This window comes from uncultured Treponema sp., from assembly GCF_945873775.1.
Lineage (GTDB): Bacteria > Spirochaetota > Spirochaetia > Treponematales > Treponemataceae > Treponema_D.
The window spans coordinates 59514-79343 of sequence record NZ_CAMCEC010000010.1; the positions used below are offsets into that span (position 1 = coordinate 59514).

20 protein-coding genes and 1 other RNA gene are annotated in these 19830 nt (G+C 37.1%); 10 read left to right on the forward strand and 11 right to left on the reverse strand.

Annotated features, from left to right (window positions below):
- The first annotated feature begins 16 nt into the window (after positions 1-16).
- From xseA to mutL, 3 genes are read left to right on the forward strand one after another with little or no spacing between them, the layout of a single operon-like run.
- A complete protein-coding gene (gene xseA, locus Q0N70_RS06815) occupies positions 17-1231 on the forward strand; it encodes an exodeoxyribonuclease VII large subunit (protein ID WP_294015225.1) in 1215 nt (404 codons plus the stop codon).
- Positions 1232-1242: 11 nt separating this feature from the next.
- Positions 1243-1539, forward strand: coding sequence for an exodeoxyribonuclease VII small subunit (xseB, locus tag Q0N70_RS06820; protein WP_294015227.1), 297 nt, complete (start codon positions 1243-1245; stop codon positions 1537-1539).
- Positions 1536-3374, forward strand: a complete 1839-nt coding sequence (gene mutL, locus Q0N70_RS06825) for a DNA mismatch repair endonuclease MutL (RefSeq protein ID WP_294015229.1) — start codon at positions 1536-1538, stop codon at positions 3372-3374. Before xseB ends, mutL begins: the two co-directional genes overlap by 4 nt.
- Before the next feature lie 20 nt (positions 3375-3394).
- On the opposite strand, the gene Q0N70_RS06830 is transcribed toward mutL, so the two are convergent.
- Complete coding sequence (locus tag Q0N70_RS06830; protein WP_294015231.1) at positions 3395-6754, reverse strand: tetratricopeptide repeat protein; 3360 nt, start codon at positions 6752-6754, stop codon at positions 3395-3397.
- On the reverse strand, positions 6729-7814 hold the full coding sequence (locus tag Q0N70_RS06835; RefSeq protein WP_294015234.1) for a tetratricopeptide repeat protein: 1086 nt from the start codon (positions 7812-7814) through the stop codon (positions 6729-6731). Before Q0N70_RS06835 ends, Q0N70_RS06830 begins: the two co-directional genes overlap by 26 nt.
- Before the next feature lie 135 nt (positions 7815-7949).
- On the opposite strand from Q0N70_RS06835, the gene Q0N70_RS06840 reads away from it, so the two are divergent.
- The 7 genes from Q0N70_RS06840 (at position 7950) to ssrA (ending at position 14226) form a co-directional block, all read left to right on the forward strand.
- Complete coding sequence (locus Q0N70_RS06840) at positions 7950-9323, forward strand: tetratricopeptide repeat protein (RefSeq protein WP_294015236.1); 1374 nt, start codon at positions 7950-7952, stop codon at positions 9321-9323.
- Entirely contained in the window at positions 9320-10090 is a 771-nt protein-coding gene (locus tag Q0N70_RS06845) for a metallophosphoesterase family protein (protein ID WP_294015238.1), read from the forward strand. Before Q0N70_RS06840 ends, Q0N70_RS06845 begins: the two co-directional genes overlap by 4 nt.
- Positions 10056-10985 carry a transcriptional regulator gene (locus Q0N70_RS06850; protein WP_294015240.1) on the forward strand — a complete coding sequence of 310 codons (930 nt, stop codon included), beginning with the start codon at positions 10056-10058 and terminating at the stop codon, positions 10983-10985. The genes Q0N70_RS06845 and Q0N70_RS06850 overlap by 35 nt, the downstream gene beginning before the upstream one ends.
- Before the next feature lie 190 nt (positions 10986-11175).
- Complete coding sequence (locus Q0N70_RS06855) at positions 11176-12876, forward strand: GAF domain-containing SpoIIE family protein phosphatase (protein WP_294015242.1); 1701 nt, start codon at positions 11176-11178, stop codon at positions 12874-12876.
- A 28-nt stretch (positions 12877-12904) separates the two neighbouring features.
- Positions 12905-13243, forward strand: a complete 339-nt coding sequence (locus Q0N70_RS06860; protein WP_013701365.1) for an anti-sigma factor antagonist — start codon at positions 12905-12907, stop codon at positions 13241-13243.
- 11 nt (positions 13244-13254) lie between these two features.
- Entirely contained in the window at positions 13255-13806 is a 552-nt protein-coding gene (locus tag Q0N70_RS06865) for an ATP-binding protein (protein WP_294015245.1), read from the forward strand.
- Between the two features lie 52 nt (positions 13807-13858).
- Positions 13859-14226: a transfer-messenger RNA gene (gene ssrA, locus Q0N70_RS06870) on the forward strand.
- A gap of 37 nt (positions 14227-14263) precedes the next feature.
- Here ssrA and Q0N70_RS06875 read toward each other — a convergent pair.
- The 9 genes from Q0N70_RS06875 to acpS are packed head-to-tail and all read right to left on the reverse strand — an operon-like array spanning position 14264 to position 19826.
- Positions 14264-14593 (reverse strand): helix-turn-helix transcriptional regulator, encoded by a 330-nt coding sequence (locus Q0N70_RS06875; RefSeq protein ID WP_294015247.1) that lies wholly within the window; start codon positions 14591-14593, stop codon positions 14264-14266.
- Positions 14580-14966 carry a hypothetical protein gene (locus Q0N70_RS06880; protein WP_294015249.1) on the reverse strand — a complete coding sequence of 129 codons (387 nt, stop codon included), beginning with the start codon at positions 14964-14966 and terminating at the stop codon, positions 14580-14582. The genes Q0N70_RS06875 and Q0N70_RS06880 overlap by 14 nt, the downstream gene beginning before the upstream one ends.
- On the reverse strand, positions 14963-15379 hold the full coding sequence (locus Q0N70_RS06885) for an NUDIX domain-containing protein (protein ID WP_294015251.1): 417 nt from the start codon (positions 15377-15379) through the stop codon (positions 14963-14965). The genes Q0N70_RS06880 and Q0N70_RS06885 overlap by 4 nt, the downstream gene beginning before the upstream one ends.
- Before the next feature lie 8 nt (positions 15380-15387).
- Positions 15388-15828: a hypothetical protein gene (locus Q0N70_RS06890; protein ID WP_294015253.1), complete on the reverse strand. Its 441-nt coding sequence runs from the start codon at positions 15826-15828 to the stop codon at positions 15388-15390.
- A 55-nt stretch (positions 15829-15883) separates the two neighbouring features.
- The gene (locus Q0N70_RS06895; RefSeq protein WP_294015254.1) at positions 15884-16450 is read right to left on the reverse strand and encodes a hypothetical protein; all 567 of its coding nucleotides are present in this window, start codon (positions 16448-16450) and stop codon (positions 15884-15886) included.
- 14 nt (positions 16451-16464) lie between these two features.
- On the reverse strand, positions 16465-17679 hold the full coding sequence (locus tag Q0N70_RS06900) for a hypothetical protein (protein WP_294015255.1): 1215 nt from the start codon (positions 17677-17679) through the stop codon (positions 16465-16467).
- Positions 17680-17728: 49 nt separating this feature from the next.
- Positions 17729-18514 (reverse strand): tRNA pseudouridine(38-40) synthase TruA, encoded by a 786-nt coding sequence (truA, locus tag Q0N70_RS06905; RefSeq protein ID WP_294015257.1) that lies wholly within the window; start codon positions 18512-18514, stop codon positions 17729-17731.
- Positions 18507-19415, reverse strand: coding sequence for a DUF2225 domain-containing protein (locus Q0N70_RS06910; protein WP_294015259.1), 909 nt, complete (start codon positions 19413-19415; stop codon positions 18507-18509). Before Q0N70_RS06910 ends, truA begins: the two co-directional genes overlap by 8 nt.
- 24 nt (positions 19416-19439) lie before the next feature.
- Positions 19440-19826, reverse strand: a complete 387-nt coding sequence (gene acpS / locus Q0N70_RS06915; RefSeq protein ID WP_294015262.1) for a holo-ACP synthase — start codon at positions 19824-19826, stop codon at positions 19440-19442.
- Between the last annotated feature and the right edge of the window lie 4 nt (positions 19827-19830).

The following is a 19830-nucleotide window of genomic DNA, read 5'->3' on the forward strand; positions in this document are numbered from 1 at the left end:
TTACAATCGGAGCAAAATGGAAATACAAAACGAATCAAAAAAAGACAACGCCCTAACAGTTTCGCAGCTGACAGAACTCATAAAAACAATGCTTGAAGGCTCTTTTCAAAATATAATTTTAAAAGGAGAAATTTCAAACTACAAGCCAAGTTCTTCCGGACATCTTTATTTTTCGCTTAAAGATTCAGACAGCCAGATTTCAGCGGTAATGTTCAGAGGCGCGGCATCTGCATTGAATTTCATTCCAAAAGACGGAATGCTGGTTCAAGTAAGGGGAAAAATAACTGTCTACGGTCCGCGCGGAAATTACCAAATTCAAGTTTCATCAATGATTGAAGCCGGAGCCGGAAATATAATGGAAATGATTGAAATGCGGAAAAGGAAACTTGCCGCAGAAGGACTTTTTGATTCAGCAAGAAAACGCTCAATTCCATTTTTCCCAAAAACAGTTGGAGTTGTTACAAGCCCGAATGGAGCCGCTCTGCGTGATATTTTAAATATAAGGCGACGCAGAAATGACAAAGTAAGTGTCATTGTTTTTCCTGCAATAGTGCAAGGTGAAAATGCCGCAGACACAATCGAGTACATGATAAAAGCTGCAAACACATATAATATGTGCGATGTTTTGATTGTAGGAAGAGGCGGAGGTTCTTTAGAAGATTTGCTTCCGTTCAGCGAAGAAAAAGTTGTCCGTGCAATTGCAAACTCAAAGATTCCTATAATCTCCGCTGTCGGACATGAAATTGACTGGGCACTAAGCGACTTTGCGGCAGATGTAAGAGCTCCAACACCAAGCGCGGCGGCAGAAATTGCAATTCCAAGAAAATCAGATATAGAAAACAGCATTGAAAATTTCAAATCAATTCTGCTTTCAGAAATTCAAAACAAAACAAATTCTTTGCGGCTTATGTTAAGAAATTTCGATCCTGAAAATATGCGGACTAGATTGCAAAACATTGAGCAAAAATATTCAGAAAGATTTGACAAAGCGTTTGATTCAATGAAAGACGCAATGGCAAACATAATAAAAGACAGAAGAATAAAAATAAAACTCTGCCTGCAAAATTTGGAAAACTGCAATCCGCAGAACATTTTTGACAGAGGATATTCTATGGTTTGCGATGAAAATGGAAAGATAATAAGAAAGTCATCAGAACTTTCCAACGGCGCAAAAATAAAAATCAGACCGGCGGAAGGATTGATTTTCGCAACTGTTGATAAAATAAATTAACGGAGAATAAAATGACAAACTTTGAAGAAAAACTAAAAAGACTTGAAGAACTTTCTGCTTCCATAAAAAAAAGCGACATCAGTCTGGAAGATGCGCTCAAAGATTTTGAAGAAGGAATAAAGCTTGCAAAATCCATGGAAAAATCACTTGACGAAATGGAAAGCAAAATTCAAATATTAATGAACAATCCTGATATTTCAGAAGACGAAAAATCCGCAGACGGTAAAAAGCAAAAAACAAAAACTGAAAACAGCCCTGTGCTAGGTCTCTTTGACGAATCTTCTGAAATAACTGGAACAAGAGCATGACAGAACAAAGACGCGTAAAAATTCTCAATGCGGAAGTTGCAAGAAAAATTGCCGCTGGTGAAGTCATAGACAAACCTTGCGCCATTGTACGCGAATTTATGGACAATGCAGTTGACAGCGGAGCAACAAGAATCAGAGTTGAAATTTCTAGCGGCGGAATTGAAAAAATCAGAGTCATAGACAATGGATGCGGAATGTCAAAAGAAGATTTGATTCAATGCGCGCATCCTCATGCAACAAGCAAAATTTCAAAAGAAACAGATTTGCTCAGCCTTTCAACTTTGGGATTCAGAGGAGAAGCGCTTTCTTCAATTGCAGCAGTAAGCCGTTTGGAAATAAAAAGCGGCGGCTGGAAAATGAACGCTTCTGTAACGGAAGATCACATTATCGAGCCTTGCGCTTCAACAGAAGGGACAATAGCGCAGTCATCAGGTCTTTTTGAAAATTTTCCTGCAAGAAGACAATTTTTAAAAAGACCGGCTTCAGAAGGAATTCAGTGCAGGACAATTTTTGAAGAAAAAATTCTTCCACGTCCAGACATTGCTTTTACTTTTGTAAATGACGGCGAAGAAAAACTTTCACTTCCCGCTGGACAATCCTTAAAAGAAAGATTTGTTCAGACAAATGAATTTTTTGAAAGCAGCGATTTATTTTATGAGTTGAAGCATGAAGACTCTGAAAAAAATTTTTCATTTACGCTGATTATTGGAGAGCCTTCTGTTGCAAGAACTTCCCGAAAAGATATTTTCATTTACGTGAACGGAAGAAAAATACAAGAATATTCTCTCGTGCAAGCCATCATTTACGGAACGCAAGGATATTTTCCAAACGGAACATTTCCAGTCGCCTGCCTTTTTGTAGAAATGAACCCAGCTCTTGTAGACTTCAACATTCATCCTTCGAAACGTGAAGCTAGATTCAAAGACATAAATGCGCTTCATCATGCAGTAAGCTCAACAACAAGAAATTTCTTCAAGCAGTATACTGTAAAATCAATGCTCACCCAAAATGCAGAAGATAAAACAGAAGCTGAACTTTCAAATGAATTTTCCTTTAATTCCACCAGTATTGAAAAAAATAATTTTGTTAAAGAAACCTTCTCTCATCAAAATAACATTCCCAAAATAAATTCAATTTATTCTGATGTAAAGCGCGGAATTCCTAGGACAAATTTTTCATCAAGTGGAGCAAGACAATCCTTTTTTAAAACAAAAACTTCGCAAGATTTTTTTCACCCGATGAAACCAAATTATATTCCAGAAATCAGCAGCGAAAATTTTTCAGAATATGAAAAAGGATTTCATTTTGCAGGCTGTGTTCTTGGAACTTTTATCATTGCAGAAAAAAATGAAACGCTTTACATAATCGATCAGCACGCCGCCCACGAAAGAATGATTTATAATCAAATCATGGCAGAGGCAGGACAAAAGCAGTCACTTCTAGTTCCATACATTGTGCAGACAGATTCCTCCGCTGATGACAATTTTATCCGCGCAATAAAAGACAAACTTGAAGAAGCCGGATTTTCATGCAAAGACTGCGGAAATGGAAAATGGGAATTTTCAACAGTACCGATAAGATGGAAAGGCACAGAAGCTGATTTGAAAAAAGATGTGCTTGACCGGCGGGTAAATCCTGCAGACATGATAAATGCAGCCGCCGCATCCACAGCGTGCAGGAGCGCAGTTATGGACGGAACAGTTTTAGATGAAGAGACTGCAAAAGAAATTGCAAAGGGAGCTCTTGAACTTCCAGATCCACACTGTCCTCACGGACGCCCCGTATACACAACGATTACAAGACAGCAACTTTTTGCACTTGTAAAGCGGACATAAAATCCGCTCAGCAAAACAAGTTACTGCAATTCTGCAAGCAATCCATTTACTTCTGAAGTTTTAAAATCAGGAGCTTTGGATTGCAAGTAAAGCAAATATTTTTCCGCGCCATTCCCATCGCCTTGAGCAAGACAAACTTTTGCAAGTTCAAAAAATAAAGGCCATTCAGTCTGCTGTTTTTTTACAAGCTCTTCATAAATCAGTCTTGCATTTTTATAATCTTTTGCAGATGTATATGACTTTGCAAGATTTTCTTTTACGGTTAGATTTTCAGGTTCTATATCCAAAGCATTTTTATAAAACCTAACAGAGTTTTCAAAATCACCAGTATCTCTGTAGGCGCTTCCAAGATTGTTGTTCACTTCAAAATTCTTGGAATCATTTTTGTAAGCTTTTAGCAAAAGCGCAATCGCAGCATCAGGTTGATTTTTCGTAAGAAGAATCATTCCTAAATTTGTATTTGCTTTAACATGATTTGAATCAAGATTTAAGGTTTCCTGATAAAGTTTGATTGCTTCATTTTCATTTCCTAATTCTTGATTTAAAAGTCCCAGATTATATGAAATATTTGACTTTACTTCAGACGAAGTTTTTTCTTTGTTATCATAAGCTTTTTTTGCAAAATCAAATGCCTCGTTCTTTTTGTCTTGTGCAAACATCACAGTAGAAAGGTTGTAATAAGTAAGCGCATTTTTTTCCACAGTAGAATCCGGACAAGAAAGTGCCTTTAAAAAATTTTGTTCTGCAAGACTATAATTTTTTAATTCTGAATAGCAAGAACCAAGTTCCTGATAAGTTTGCGCTCTTGACGGATTTATTTTTACAGCTTCTGAATATGATTTTACAGCCTCTGAATAATTTTTCTCTTCAGCCAAAATATGTCCTGCGCCCATAAACGCATTTTCATAATCAGGCTTTATTTTTATTGCATTTCTATACGAAGCAAGAGCCTCTTTATTTTTTCCAAGCTTTTCACAAACAAATCCAGAATTATAATGAGCAGGCGCAAAGTTTCCATTTATTTTTATTGAAGTTTGAAAAGCTGCAAGCGACTCATTATATTTTTTCTGCATCGCAAGAACTCTTCCAAGCTGATAAAAGTAAGTGCTGTTACCAGGCTCTTTTTTTGTGGCATTGCGTAAAAAATTTTCTGCGGAAGCATAATTATGTTTTTCAAGAGCATCCATTCCAAGAATAAACATAACGTTAGGTTCTTCTTTAGATTTTTCAAAGGATTTTTCTGCAAATTTCACAGCCTCGTCATGAAGAAATTTCTTTTCAGTTCCAGATTTTTTTTCAGAACTGTCAAACAGAGCTGTTGCGGCTTCTCCAAGTTTTTTTCCAGCAAAATTTTTTTCTTCCGTAGGAAGATTTTTTTCAGCATTATAAAATTCTGCAACCGCCTCTTTATCTTTATTTTCAGACAAGAGCTGCTTTCCATGTGAAATATAATTTTCAACAAGCTGCTTTTGACGTGCAAGCGCAGCTTCTTTAGCCTTTTGTTCTGCAAGAGCTTTTTCCTTTGCTTTTCTTTCAGCTTCCGCTTTTTTAGCAGCAGCTTCTCTTGCCAATTTTTCTTCTTGAGCTTTCTTTGCAGCCGCGGCTTTTCTTTGTCTTTCTGCTTCTAAAGCTTTTTGTTCTCTTGCTTTCTTTTCTTCAAGAGCTTTTCGTTCGGCTTCATTTTTTGCATCTTGAATTTTCTGCGCTTCTATTTCACGCTTATTTTTTGCTTCATTTCTATGACGAAGAATTTCCTCTTCAGATAGAATTGGGTTTCCGTTTTCATCAAATCCAAACTCGCCTAAATCAATTCCGGCTTGCAAAGCTTTTTCTACAGCTTCTTTCTTTAGGGCATTTATTTTATCTTGATTATTTTCATTTGGATTTAAACTGTTCAAAAGAATAAGAGCTTCTTCAAATTTTCCCTCGTCAATAAGTTTTTGAGCAAGCGCAAGTTTTTCTTCATCAGAAAGATTTTCAGCCGTCTGCAAAATTTGAGCCTGCTTTTTCATGCGCTCAATTTTATTTTTCAGCATATCAGAAATTTCATCATCGCCATCAATTGAAATTGCATTCAAAAGTTCAAGCGCCTCTGAAAAATTTCCGTCATCTATCATCTGCTGAATCAAAGACAAAAGCTCAGAAGTTTTTCCATCCGCAACAGCTTTATCAACTGCAGATTTTTTCAAAGCATCCAATTTTTCTTTTACAGGATTTCCATGCTCAACTTTTATAGCATTTAAAATTTTCAGCGCGGATTCAATTTCATCATTATTTATGAGCGACTGAATAAAATCTAAAATTTCCTGTTCACATCCATTTTCTAAAGCCTTTGAAAAAGCTTCGTTTATTAAAGCGGAAATTTTATTTCTAAGTTCCTTTGCAGCCTCACTGTTTCCTGAAGCGTCAATTCCCAAAAGAATCTTTAAAGCTTCTTCATAGTTGCCCTGCTCAATTAATTTTTGAGCCAGCGCAAGTTTTTCTTCAACGCTCAATTCTGAAACAACATTATCTTTAGAACCCAAAAAATTGTGATTCTTTAAAACAAAAAATCCGCCGCCCGCCAAAACAGCAAGCAAGAAAATCAACAGAGCCGCTATTTTTTTATTTGATTTTTTATCTTTTGTTTTTTCAGGCTCAATATTTTTTTGCATTGATTTTTTTTCAACTGCAAAACTTGAAGTCAAAATCGGTTCGGCATTTTTTATTGCAACTCCTGTTTCTTCTTTCTTTTCAGACAGAGAATTTTTTTGAGGCAAAATAGGAGTTGCAACAGTTTTTTTCAAAGGATCTTTCTGAACTTCCAATTTTTTTTCTTCTGTAAAAGCTTTTGGCTCAACAGATTTTTTCACGGCGGAAGTTCTTGCAACAGCTGCTGCTTTTGGCTTTTCTAAAGAAGCAGAAGTTTTTCTTGCAACTGGCTTTTTTTCAACAGAAGAAGCTGCGGTTTTTCTTACAGTTGATTTTGTTTCCGCAGAAGAAACAGCTGCTTTTTTAGTTTCTGGCAAAGATGATTTTTTTTCAACTGAAGTTTTTTTCACAGCAGCTTTAGGTTCAGAAGCTTTTGCAGAAACCGAAGAAGCTCTTACTGCCTTTGACTTTTCTAAAAGCCCGGAACTTTTTTTTGCAGCAGAAGTTTTTGTTTCTGCTGTTTTTTTTGAAGCGACAGTTTTTGCAACTGCAGTTGTTTTTGCTTTTTCTAAAGAAGCAACAGCCTTTTTTGCTATAGACTTTTTTTCTGTTGAAGAGACATCAGTTTTTTTTACAGCCGATTTTGCTTCCGTAGAGGAAACAGCTGTTTTTCTTGCAGTCGAAGTTTTCTTAACCGCAGCAGTTTTTTCTTTATCTAAATCTTTATTCGAGTTCTGATTCGTAGCCATAATCAATTGTTCCTTCTGCACCAGCAGTCATATTTGATGTTTCTGAATTCTGCAGCGAAGCCGCCACATCTTCAAGCAATTTTCTTCTTCTTGCGGCATCTTCTTCCGCCTTTTTTGCAGCCTCTTCTCTTTGAGCTTTTAGAGCCGCTTCCTGATGAGCCTTTTGTTCTTGAAGCATTCGTTCAATTTCTGCGCGTTGCTGTTCAAGCCTAGCTTCCTGTTCTGCCATTTTTGCTTCAAGTTCTGCAGCTTTTTCTTCATCTCTGGCTTTCTTTTCTGCGGCGGCCTGCTCTTCAACAAGCTGTTTTTCTTTTGAAATCCGCTCAATTTCCGCACGTTGCTGTTCAAGAAGCGCCTGCTGCTCAGCCATTTTTGCTTCCAATTCCGCAGCCTTGTCTTTTTCATCCTGAATTTGCTTTTGCGCCGCAGCCTGTTGTTCTGCAAAAATTTGCTGCTCCTGAGCCGCCTGAATCAAAGCCGCTTCTTCTTTTAAACGGTTTTCTTCAGCAAGACGTTCTTCTTCCGTTTTTTTGAAACCTTCAAGCAAAGAAATCAGCTGCTCAATTTCCGGCTTCTGCCTGTCATTCGGCGACAAATCAAGATAAAGCTTGTAGTCCTCAAGGCTTGCAATATACTTTTCCTGCTTAAGCTCAGCATTTGCGCGGTTTAAAACTGGCGGAGCATAAAGTCTGTTCGCGGCGATTGCAAGAGAATACCATTTTTCAGCTGAATAAAAATCTTCCATTGCAAAACAGACATTTCCGGCGTTAAAAGCCAGAACTTTTTTGTCTGTCCCAGAAACTTTCATTCCTTCCGTGCAAACTTCAAGACTTTCCTTTAAAAGCCCCATTTTTTCGTAGCAAAGCGCAAGATAATTATACGCCTTCGGAAATTTTCCAGTGCTGATAGCTGACTTCAAAAACGGAACAGCTTCTTCCACACGGTTTTCCTTGAACAGATTTTCACCTTGCAAAAAATCATCATTCTGCGCAAAAGAATTGAACGCAAAAAGCAAAAAAGAGAAACAAAAAAATTTCTTAAATTTTCTATAAATAGACATCATTTTATTATCTGTAGATTTCAGCAAATTTCTTAGAAAAACAGCAAATTTTTTAAGTCTTCTATATAAATTGACATATTCAGCGAAAAAAGGTAACCTTTTTAACAAAAAACTAAACAAACAGGCGGAATTTTAATGGGCTCACTGACATCTGTAATTATAATAGGTGTTTTAATCGCATTTGTCGCTACAGCGTTGATTTTTATAGTAAAAAATATCATAACTCCTTCAAAAATTGACGGAATTCCAAAACTTATAAAGGACGGAAGATTTCAGGCTGCCCAAAGATGCGCAAAATCTGTTATTTCAAAAAATCCGCGGAATTATTTAGCCCATTATTTTTTGGGAAAAGCCTATCTAAAAGACGGAAAACCAGAACTTGCTTTTATTGAATACAAAACAGTAAACCAAAACGCTCTTTTTAACGGAGAAATTCCAGAAGCCGAATTCAGAAAAGAAATGGCGGAGCTTTACAAGAGGTTCAATCAGCCTGACGAAGCTTTAAAGGAATATCTTTTGCTGACAAAACTTGAGCCGAATAATCCTGAAAATACATTTAAAGCCGCGGAAATTCTTGAAACCCAGGGAAACGCAAAACTTGCAATGGGATTTTATCAAAAAACGATTCTTTTGAACAAACGGAATCCAAAAGCCTACACTTCAATCGGGCGGCTGCTTCTTAGGGCAAAAAATTACACGCAGGCAAAACAAGCCTTGGAAACTTCTATAAAACTGAATCCAGAATCTTACGAAAACTATTATTACCTTGGAAAAGTCTGCAAAGAAAACAAAGATTTGTCCACCGCCGTAAAGCTTCTTGAAAAAGCCGAACGCTCGCAGGAATACAGGCAAAAAGCTCTAGTGGAAAAAGGAACTTGCCTTATGATGGCGGAACAGCTTGAAAAAGCTACAGATGCCTTTGAGCGCGCGGTTTCAAATGCAAAAGTTCAAAATTCGCAGGAAACATTGTACGCAAGATATTTTCTCGGAATCTGCTACGAAAAAAGCAGAAAAATTGAAAAAGCAATAGAACAATGGGAAACTGTCTACAAATGCAACAGCAAATTCAAGGATGTGGCATCAAAATTAAATCAGTATAAAGAACTTGAAACAAATGACGGAATAAAAGAATATCTAACAGCAAACAACCAGCAGTTCATGGAGCTTTGCAAAAAAATTCTATTGGCAGGATACAATCTTCAAAGCCAAAAAACTGATTTTACTCCTTACGGCTGCCAGATTCTCGCTACAGAAAAAAAACAGGAAGCTTTTTTAAATGCAAAGCAGCAGTTTTTCCTTGCGCAATTCTATCGTTCCACAGATACAATAGAAGAAACTCCAGTTAGAAAACTCGCAGACACAATAAAGACAAAAGGCTATGTAAAAGGACTTCTTTTTGCAAGCTCGGATTTTTCACACGCAGCACAAGTTTTTGCAGACAGCCGCCCGCTTGCACTGATTTCAAAAGACACTCTTGAATCGCTTTTTAGAAAGGCGGGCATTCAATGAAATTTCTTTGCGTTTCCGACCAAATCGATCCGTTAGTCTACTCTTCCACAGTAAAAGAAAGATACGGAGATGTTGACGCTGTTTTTTGCGCCGGCGATCTTTCCATGGAATATGTTGATTTTATAGTAGACGCTTTGGGAAAACCGACTTTTTTTGTCTTCGGAAACCATGATTTAAAAGAATACAAATATTACAAAAGCAAAGTGTTTTCAGATCCGCTTTCATTAAGTTCAGCCTTTAAATTTGAAGGAACTGGAGTTGAACATGCGCACGGAGCAGACTACGCCAGCAACAAAAATATCAGATGCAAAAACCTCACATTTAAAACTCCAGACGGAAAAACAACGCCGCTTCTTATTTCTGGAGTTACAGGAAGCATAAGATATAATAACGGACAGGCCCAGTTCACGGACAAGCAGATGAAAAGGCAGCTTGTAGCAATGATTCCAGGTTTGCTTTGGAATAAAATAAGATACGGAAGATACTGCGATATTTTTTTAACGCACGCATCCCCAAGACATATACATGACAAAGAAGACCAGTGCCACAAAGGATTTGACTGTTTCAACTGGTTCATTAAAAAATTTTCACCAGGGCTTATGATTCACGGTCATATACATTTGTACGACCTTCAGGCTACAAGATGCACTGTAACAGGAAACACAACAGTCATAAACGCATACAGCCACATAGTAGTCGAATTCGAGCCGAACCTAAAAAAAGGAGCAAATTTTGGAGCAGACGTTTCTATCCTCTCAGACAGATGAAGATTTTTCAAAAGCGCGAAACAAAGCTTTTTTCAACGAAATACAGCATCTTCTGAATCCAGAGGAAGCAAAGCTTATTTCATTTACCGACATAAAAAAAATGCTCAAGCCAAGCAACGAAGTTTACAAAGGAATGCAAGTTGTTCCAATCAAGCTTATTGTAGGCAGCGAAGGACGCTACAAAGATTTTGACAATCATTTTTTGCCAAAAAACAATTTTTTAAAGTCCCGCTGGGAACACGTGGACATGGCGCATTATCAGGACATTACACTTCCGCCTGTAAGCCTTTATGAGCTTGGAGGACTTTATTTTGTAAGAGACGGAAATCACCGCGTTTCTGTTGCAAAAATGAAAGGCATAGAAAATATTGATGCTGAAGTTGTAAGCCTTCAAAGTGAAATCAAGCTTAAGCCCGGAAGCACAAAAGAACAGATGGAAAAGCAGGTAATCGAATATGAAAAGCGTGTATTCTACGCAGAAACCTGCTTTGGCGACATAACTGACTACTGGTGCCTGAATTTCAGCACGCCCGGTCAGTACGATCTTATTTACAATCACATTCTCTGCCACAAATACTACATAAATTCCGGAAAAAAAGAAGAAGTTTCTATGGAAGAAGCGATTCTTTCCTGGTTCAACAACGTTTATCTTCCAGTAATCAGAGCAATCGAAAGCCGCAAAATCCTAAAAAGCTTCAAAGGCAGAACTTTATCTGACCTTTATGTTTTCCTTATAAAATACTGGGACGAATTGAAGCAACGCTTTGGAAACGACTTTCCTCTTGAAGACGCCGCGGAAGACTTTTCAAAAAAATACAAAAAACTTTCTCTTTACCGGCGGATAAAAAATTTCCTCGCAAGGTCAAAGATGAAAAAAGATTTAAAAAACAACTGATATTAAGCTTGTTTTGCAGATTTTTGACTGTTAATTTTGCAGTTTTGTGCCGATAATATTTAATGAAAAACTTGACGGTACAATATTTCAATGCTAGAATAATAAAAATGCTTTGCGGTTTATTTTTATATTCGGCAAAAGATTTAAAATTATTTAGTTAAAATTGAAAGTTGTACAAGGAGCAGACACCTTGATTTTAGATGACAAATTTGCATACATTCCTCTTTTCGCGGTTTCTGTGATTTGCGCATTTTTATTCGTGCTATTTCTTTTAATCCGCAAGAAAAAAACTGCCAGAGTAAGTTTTATAGCTCTTCTTTCAGACTTGATTCTAGGAGTTGGAAGCCTTGTTGCGGCAATAAAAGAAATAACCGGCGAAGGAAATTCTTTTGTTTATTTTGCAGCCGCAGCTTCAATCGCAGCATTGATTCTGATTCCATACTGCATAATTTTGTATACTTTTGAGCCAAAAAAAATTGAAAAGCTTGTTCCGCACTATGTAAATGTGGCGGAAGAAAAATCTTACGCGCAGGCTCTTCAGCAGACTTCATCTCTGCAGCAAAAATCAATTCAGCCTGATGAAAATGAGTCGCGCGCGCTTGAAATCAGCTATTCTTTTGCCGCAAAAGCATCAGAAGCATTTTCTGAGAAAAACGGAATGAATGCGCTTCTTGACTATGTAAACAAGACTATAAGAGAAGAAATAAAAGCCGACGGCGGCGCAATCCTCATGGTTGACGACTTTGAAGATGTAATTACAGTCCGCTCATTTGACGGAGATTTTCCGCCTCCATATAAACTTCCAAGCGATATGCCGCACAAGCCAATCCGCATAGCCACAAACTTCAAATTCGCATCGTTTCCGCTTAGAGAAAACATATTCGGCGAAATTGCAACAGCAGGCAAGCCAGAACTTATTACAAAACCTGAAAACGATGCAAGAATTTATCAAAACGGACCGGAAGAATTTCTTGAATGCGGAAGCTACATAATGATTCCTATAAAAATTCAAGATTCAGTAATTGGCGTCGCAGCATTTGCAAGAACAAAGCAAAATCCTGTCTTTACTGAAGAAAATTTAAAGACTGCGTCAATGATTACAGACTTTGCGGCAACTTCTATAAAAAGCGTTGTTTCAGTAAAAGATATTATAGAACACAACGACCTTATGAAGGAAGCTGAAATAGCTTCAAAGATTCAGGAAATGCTTCATCCTGCAAAACTCCCTGCCCTTCCAGGAATTCAGCTTGGAACAATATGGAATCCAGAAGAAGGTGTTTGTGGAGACTATTATGATGTAATTGTTTCCAGAAGAGACCGCGTTTCATTCGTAATGAGCGATGTTGCAGGAAAAGGAATCAACAGCGTAATTGTAATGTCAATGCTTCGTGCAATGATTCGCCTTGTTGTAAACACAAAGAAAACTGCAGGAACTATTCTTGAATGGGTAAACCATGGAATTGCAGCGGAAAGTTTCAGCACAGACCACTTTGCATCTTGCGCTCTTATAAACTATGATCCAATAAAAAAGGTCGCTGAAATTGCAACAGGCGGAACAACACCAGTATTCTACTATAGCAAGGAAAAAAACGAGATAAAGCAAATTTCAACACCAAGCGAGCCAATTGGAGTTGACAAAGAATCTCAGTATAAAGACATCTTGCAAGATATTAAAACTGGTGATATTCTTATTACATATACAGACGGACTTGTTGAAGCTTTAAATGAGCAGGGAACTCAATATCCTAAGGAATCTTTGCTGAAAATAGTTTCTTCAAATGCAAATTCAACTGGAAAAGACATTGCAAATCTTGTAAAGTCTGATATTAAGAAGTTTATAGGCAACAGTAGTCTTCATGATGACCAGTCGTTGCTAGTAATAAAATTTTAAGTAAATTTGAGCAGTAAGGAGACATCTTATGGAACTTAAAATAAGGAAGAATGGAGAAGTCTACATCATTGATGTAAATGGTGAAATGGACTTGTACAATTCTTACAAACTCAAGGAACTTGTAATGAAGATGCTTGAGAAAAATGTAAAATCGTTTGTAATCAATCTTGAGCAGGTTGATTATATCGACTCGTCTGGAATTGGAGCTCTCATTTACATCTGTTCTACAATCAAAAAGATGAACTTGAAGCTCTATATTTCAAATGTTCACGGTTCTGTAAAAAAAGTTATTGAACTCACCAAGTTGATGGGCTACTTCCCTATTGCAAATAGTGTTGAAGAAGCGTTGCTTATGATTAACGAATAAGAGGTACTTTAATGGAAGAATTCAAAGAGCTGCGTTCAGATGGCAATGACCCATTATTTGACAAAACAAATATGCTTTACAAGGCATTTCCGTCAAACTTCAGACAGATCCGTTACTTTACACTTTTGATTGTTCAGTCAGCTCCTCTTGAAATCAAGGAAATAAACCTTCTTGAACAGCAGATAAGTGAAGTTATAAAAAATGCAGTAAAACACGGAAATAACTGCGATTTAAATAAGCAAGTTCATGTTTGGTATTCTTTCAGTCCTTCACACGCTCACATCATTGTTGAAGATGAAGGCGAAGGATTTAAGGACTTGGAAAAATGGAATGAATTCAATAAAAAACGTTTGGACTGCCTTCATAATTCGAATTTTGAAGAGCTTTCAAACTATGTTTCATTCCGTACAAAGAAATCCGATGAACAGGACGGCGGAAATGCTCTTTTCGCAGCTTTGGAATACTGGAACGGCGGATTCGTATACAATGACAAGCGCAATGGTGTTGCAATGCTTAAAAGATTCCAGCAGAAACGCCATGGGGTTGCTGTAGACGGAGAATAATTTTTTGATTATATTATTAAGGGGTTGAAATTTTCAGCCTCTTAAAAGAACCGGGGATGTACCGGTTTCGACAAGCAAGAGAAATCTTGTGTTGCAGGTAGGTGTGAAGGTGCCTTAAACTGACAAAAAAATAACTGCAAAACGTAGAGAAGACGAACAGTCTGAAAACGAACAGTTTGCACTTGCTGCTTAAGCAGTGCCGGAACTTTTAGTATGCTGTTCCTAATGCTGAAATGTTCTGTTGCTGACAGGGACTTGTTGGACTAATTTCTTGAGGTTAGTTCAAGACATTTATCAAGATACGGAAGAGACGCCTTTGAAGCCGCTACCTTTTCCCGACAACCACCTCGCTTCAATAAACCTGTAGAGATGCTTGGTTTGCTTGCATGGACGCGGGTTCAACTCCCGCCATCTCCAAAAAAGCACTTAGGAACATTTTTTAGTTTCGGGTGCTTTTTTATTTTCTTACTCTTTTTGCGGATGTAGAAAAGCCTTCTTCTGGCGCATCAAAGGCAATCTCAACTCTTTCAATAATATCAAGTTTTAGGAAGTCGAGATCTTTTGAAAAATCTATAAAAAGCTGATAAGGATGAATTTTTAGAACCTCAACAAGATTTGCTAAATTTTGACGCGACGGCCACATTTCTCCAGTTTCATAATTTGAAATTGTCGCAGGAGAAACATCTATCAGCTCAGCAAGTTTTTCCTGTGAAAAATTACATTTTTGCCTAAAAAACTTTAAATTTCTTGCAAATGTCGCGGCAAGATTTCTTTCAGTTTTTTTCATAAGCTCTTTTCGCAGCCGCCTCTGCTTTCAGCCTAGTATCATAAACAGCCACAAGCGAACCATCTATCCAGCCCTGCTCTACTTTATACCAAACTAAATAATCTTTGCTGGATTTTTTTTCATCTGGATTGACAACTTGAACTTTCTGTTTTCCGCAGATTAGAAAAATATCTCCGCTTCTTGCATGAAAGCAAATTTCACTTGAAAAATCAGCAGAAATTCTAAAAGCCGCATAAGGAACCGTTACAACAAGCCATTCCTGATCTGGAGCAATAAAAGATTCATCTTGAAAATTTAAATAAACTTTTTTTTGCACGCAGCTAGGAAAAAACAAAGTGAAAAAAACAACAAGAACTGCAAAAAGCGTTTTCATTTTTTCAGTTCCTCAAGAACATAGGATTTTACTTTTGGGTAAAGAAGCAAGTCGCTGTCTACAAAATTCAGCTTTAAAACATCTTCAATCGGAATCCAATTGTATTCAGTGTGCTCCGTCAAAATATATTTTTTTTCAATTCCATCATGCGGAACAAAAATTCTATATGCATGCAAAAGAACATTTTCTTCATTGTGAACAAAAGAGGCTTCTGCGATTTTTTCACCAACTTCAACATTAATGCCAAATTCCTCGTTTATTTCGCGAATAACAGCTTCTTTATCTGTTTCGCCCGGCTCAACTTTTCCGCCAGGAAATTCCCAGCGTCCGCCCATTTGACCTGTAGGATTTCTGTGGGCAACAAGAATTTTTCCGTTTAACAAAGCTATACATGCTATGGAAACTTTTGACATAAAAACCTCTACAAAAGCATGACTTGAGGAAATACAAAATGCAAAATGCCAGCCGCAATACAGATAATTCCAATATATTTTCTTGACTCAATAAAAACTCTGTAAACCGCAGGAGGAACAGACTCGCTTTCGGAACTACTAAAAATATAATATTCCAAAAGAATTGAAGCGCCAGAAAGAAAGCCTGCGACAACAGGAAACAAATCGCCAATTACAGGAATATCGTTTCTAAAAACAGAAAGAATTTTCATAACTGCTACAAAAATGCACAAAACACCAACAACAAGCCTGAATCCCGGGCTGTCAAAATTCAGTCCGCCAAAAGAAATTTTTTGACTAGATTCAGAATCATCATCGGAAGATTTTAAGTCAACAAGATTTTTTCCATAAATCAAAATCAGTCCGGCAAGAATATTCAGCAAAACGGAAAGAAAATAAAACTGAGCCATAAATTATTCCTCTATAAAAGAATAAATGAAAATTTGAAAATTGTAAATGGTAAATTTATCTATTTGAAATCTTGCATTCCAAAACAGCCGATTCACTTTCATAGATTAAGCGGCATTTTACAGAAACCAAATCATAATCGTTGAAAACTGCGTAAACCGGCTTTGGGAATCTTGGAGCGAAATTAAAATCCGTTTCAAATTTATCAGCAACAGAGCCTTCCGCATTCAGGCATTCAAACGTAACTTTTAGCGGAACAGAATCAATGTTTTCCATTTTTTTTAAGTTGGAAAATTCAACAGAAGCATAAATTTTTTCGTCAAATGAAAATGCAGAGATTTTCGCTGTCATTCCTGCAATTGAATTTTTATCTGCGCCGCCATTTATAATTCCAAGAACGAAAAACAAAACAATGCACATCACCATTGTGAAAAATGCAATTTTATTTCCCTTTGTTGAAAAAAGAACTTTTATGAGACCCTTTTTGGGAGCGTTTTTTCCAGTTGCAAGATCGCGGTAAATTGCCTGTTCATGCCGGCGGAAAGAGCCTCTTTTGTAATGAAAAACTAAATCGTTTTCGTCGTAGCGAATTTCAGGCTGGCTTTCATCGTCAAAAATTTCCATTTATAATTCCAAAATCAGTTTTTTATAACAGCCTGAATCAAAGAATCGATTCGCCACCAGCACACAGATGCTTTTTCATTTTTTATAATCAATGCGGAAATTATTCCTTCGCGGCTCAAATTAAAAGAATAATAAAGGCAAGATTCTCTATCAAGTGAAATTTTCCGCTTTAAAATTCTCTGGCCGTTTGACTGAACCATCTGCAAACTAAAGCCGTCGTCAGTGCTTACAATAAAATAAAGCCATCCGCTATCTGTAATCCCCATGAAGTCATAAGGAATTTCAAAAGTTTCTTTAGAGAATCCTTCGGAAACCGGCTCATCATAAGGCGGAACAGTTATAGGAAAATCGTATGAATTATTTTCAACATCAAAAGGATGAATCAGCGTAGTTATATATTCCACTCCAGACTGAACGCGGCTTGACTCATCGATATAGCTTGTAAAATAATCAACTTTTAAATACAACTTGCGCTCTTTGTAATCTGGAACAATATTTTCAAGCGAAAAAAAAGTTTCAGTTTTTTCTTCAGCAAAAGGATTCGGAACATTTTCTTTTTCAATTGGAATCGTGTACATTAAAAATCCGTCCATCGAAAACCAATAGACAACCGCGCCGGATGAAGTCGTGCACAAAACAACAAGCTCATTTTTGTCCGTCGTAAAAATATTTTTTATATACGGAAATGGAGTTCCACCCGGACCTTGCTGTCCTATATAATTCATGTATTTTTTAGAATCGTCAAACCTTACAATAATTTGGCTTAAAACTTGATTTGTCTTTGGATCTGTTTCCTGACGATTTAATGGAAGCTTGTCAACTGCATAAAGATATTTTCTTGAGTCAATTGCGATTTTTGAAACTTCATTAAAAGAATATGGAACTGCCGCGCGTGTAGAATTAATGTCTCTTGTATTTTCGGAAAATGAAGGACGCGGATTTTCCTGTGGATTATAATACAAGGCAAGCAAATCTCCGTAGCTGTTCATTTCCATTATTTTTTTTGATTCGCCATTCAAAATATAAAAAAATCCATCCTGCATAGAAATTGAAGTGTTGATATTTCCAGCCGCAGCCATTTTAAAAACATTTAGCTCGTCTTCAAAAGTTCCGTAATTCAATTCAAAAAGATTTTCTTTTTCAACGGAAGAAACAATTTTCCCCTTTCTGCATCCGCAAAAAATAGAAATAAAAACAAAAGCAATCAGAAGATTTTTTAAAAATTTCATAGCACAAAAAGAATAAAAGATTTAGCAAATTTCATCAAGAAGCAACGTATTAAACATGGCGGCGGATTCCATCAAATTTGACTTCCCACAAAAAAAGTCCAGTTGGCGGAGCTGTAATTCCAGCTTTGGTTCTATCGCGGCTTTCAAGAATTTTTTTAAATTCGTCCGGGCTGCATTTTTTCTGCGCAAGCTGAATAAGAGTTCCTGTAATGGATCTGACCATTTTCCAAAGAAAGGCGTTCGCTTCAATTTGAAAAACAAGCAAATCAGGATTTTCCTTGTTCCAGAAAAAAAACGCATTGTCAATATATCTTTTTGTAGAAAGACTTGAATCTCCAGAAGCGGCAAAAGAGGCGCAATCAATTTCACCGCGAAGACAAGCGCACATTTCATTCAAAGAATCGATTTCCGGGCGAAACGGAATAAACCACCTGTAACGGCTTTCACTTGCAAGCGGCGGATTTTTTGTCTGGATAAAATATCTGTACAATCTTGAAGTCGCGCAAAATCTTGAGCTGAAATCTTTTTCAACTGCACGTGCTTTTAAAATTCTTATATCCTGCGGAAGAATTCCATTTAAAGCCCGCACATAATTTTCGAAAGGAATTGTATCAATTGGTGATTCAAAATTTGCAGCCTGACCTGCCGCATGAACTCCGCTGTCAGTTCTTCCGCTGCCAGAAAGTTTTACAGGAACTTTCAGCATTTTAAAAAGCGCATTTTCAATTTCGCCCTGAACTGTGCGGACTGGACTTCCATTGTCAGACTTGTCCTGCCTTTGCCAGCCACAAAAATCAGTTCCATCATAAGAAACTGTAAGAAGAATATTAGTCATCTTCGCTGAAAATATTATTAGATGAAAGCTCGGAAGTCATTTTGTCGTAAAGCGATTTTGCAACTTCAAGAAGCGGACCTGGTTTTGCTTTGCTGGATTTTCCTAAGCCGAAAATTCTTGCGATTGCCTTTTTGCTTTCGTCAAGTTTTTTTAGCCTAAGCTCCTGATTTTCTCGCTGTCCATACTTATATTCCAAAAGTCCGCTTAAATAAATCACGCCGTCATAGCCGTAGTTTTTGTCAGTGTCAGGACCGAAGTTTGCAACAGATTCTATTGATTCAATCCGCCCAGTTTCATTAATCAAAGTCTGCTGATAGAAAAACAAAGCTTTTCTGTAAAAAACCTGAGCGATATAGCCATAATTATGATCCGGGCAAACACGTTCAATTTCATTGCAAAGCCAGGCAAGCCGCAAAGAAATTTCAGCGCGTTTAAAAGTCGGGGCATAAGCAATGTCCGCCTTTTCATAGCAAAGAAGCGCAAGATAATACATTGCAGTTCCGTCGTACAAAGTCCGCTCGTCATTTAAATCATAATGCGGAAAAATCGCCTCAACTTCTTTTATTCTATGCTGCTCATCCTGCATAATTCTGTCAAAAGTTTCAGGGTCTTTTATATCCTTGAAATCTTTCCAAAACAAAGCTGTGTGGCAATGAGGACAACAGCCGATTTCATAAATAAGCGGATAAACTCTTCCGTATTTTTTTGAAGGCTCGTAATTTCTATGAAGCTCGTCAGTAAGATTTCCTGCTATAGTTCTGCCGCCGCCCTGATGCATAAGTTCCTGTCTGAATTTTTTGCGGCAGACTGGACACAAAGCATCTTCTTTTGCCCAATAAGAAACCGCGGGCTTTTTTTCAGCTTCTGATAAAAAAGTTTTTCTATTGAATTGCGTTGCCATTTTTTCCTCCGCAAAATTTATTTTTCAATTTATAACTATTTCGATTACAACATACGCCAAAGCATATTCTTTTTCGTGGCTAAGCGAAACATGGATTTTATATTTTTCGCCGCATTTTTCTTCAAGCAGTTTTTTTGCATTTCCTAGAACTTTTATTTCAGGCTTTTCATTATCGTCTTTTGAAATAAAAACTTCACTTAAATTAAATCCGCGAATTCCAGTTCCAAGTGCCTTTGAAAATGCTTCTTTTGCCGCAAAACGGCTCGCATAAAATTCACATTTACGCTGAAGTCCTGCGCTTTCAGAAATACGTTCGCTTTCGTTATAAAACCGGCTTATCATGTCTTTTGACAAAACCCATTTTTCAAAGCGAGAAACTTTTGTTATATCGCAGCCAACACCAAAAATCATGCAA

Coding starts and splice junctions, on each gene's coding strand:
- xseA (WP_294015225.1), top strand. CDS start 17: ATGGAAATACAAAACGAATCAAAAAAAGACAACGCCCTAACAGTTTCG.
- xseB (WP_294015227.1), top strand. CDS start 1,243: ATGACAAACTTTGAAGAAAAACTAAAAAGACTTGAAGAACTTTCTGCT.
- mutL (WP_294015229.1), top strand. CDS start 1,536: ATGACAGAACAAAGACGCGTAAAAATTCTCAATGCGGAAGTTGCAAGA.
- Q0N70_RS06830 (WP_294015231.1), bottom strand. CDS start 6,754: ATGGCTACGAATCAGAACTCGAATAAAGATTTAGATAAAGAAAAAACT.
- Q0N70_RS06835 (WP_294015234.1), bottom strand. CDS start 7,814: ATGTCTATTTATAGAAAATTTAAGAAATTTTTTTGTTTCTCTTTTTTG.
- Q0N70_RS06840 (WP_294015236.1), top strand. CDS start 7,950: ATGGGCTCACTGACATCTGTAATTATAATAGGTGTTTTAATCGCATTT.
- Q0N70_RS06845 (WP_294015238.1), top strand. CDS start 9,320: ATGAAATTTCTTTGCGTTTCCGACCAAATCGATCCGTTAGTCTACTCT.
- Q0N70_RS06860 (WP_013701365.1), top strand. CDS start 12,905: ATGGAACTTAAAATAAGGAAGAATGGAGAAGTCTACATCATTGATGTA.
- Q0N70_RS06865 (WP_294015245.1), top strand. CDS start 13,255: ATGGAAGAATTCAAAGAGCTGCGTTCAGATGGCAATGACCCATTATTT.
- Q0N70_RS06875 (WP_294015247.1), bottom strand. CDS start 14,593: ATGAAAAAAACTGAAAGAAATCTTGCCGCGACATTTGCAAGAAATTTA.
- Q0N70_RS06880 (WP_294015249.1), bottom strand. CDS start 14,966: ATGAAAACGCTTTTTGCAGTTCTTGTTGTTTTTTTCACTTTGTTTTTT.
- Q0N70_RS06885 (WP_294015251.1), bottom strand. CDS start 15,379: ATGTCAAAAGTTTCCATAGCATGTATAGCTTTGTTAAACGGAAAAATT.
- Q0N70_RS06890 (WP_294015253.1), bottom strand. CDS start 15,828: ATGGCTCAGTTTTATTTTCTTTCCGTTTTGCTGAATATTCTTGCCGGA.
- Q0N70_RS06895 (WP_294015254.1), bottom strand. CDS start 16,450: ATGGAAATTTTTGACGATGAAAGCCAGCCTGAAATTCGCTACGACGAA.
- Q0N70_RS06900 (WP_294015255.1), bottom strand. CDS start 17,679: ATGAAATTTTTAAAAAATCTTCTGATTGCTTTTGTTTTTATTTCTATT.
- truA (WP_294015257.1), bottom strand. CDS start 18,514: ATGACTAATATTCTTCTTACAGTTTCTTATGATGGAACTGATTTTTGT.
- Q0N70_RS06910 (WP_294015259.1), bottom strand. CDS start 19,415: ATGGCAACGCAATTCAATAGAAAAACTTTTTTATCAGAAGCTGAAAAA.
- acpS (WP_294015262.1), bottom strand. CDS start 19,826: ATGATTTTTGGTGTTGGCTGCGATATAACAAAAGTTTCTCGCTTTGAA.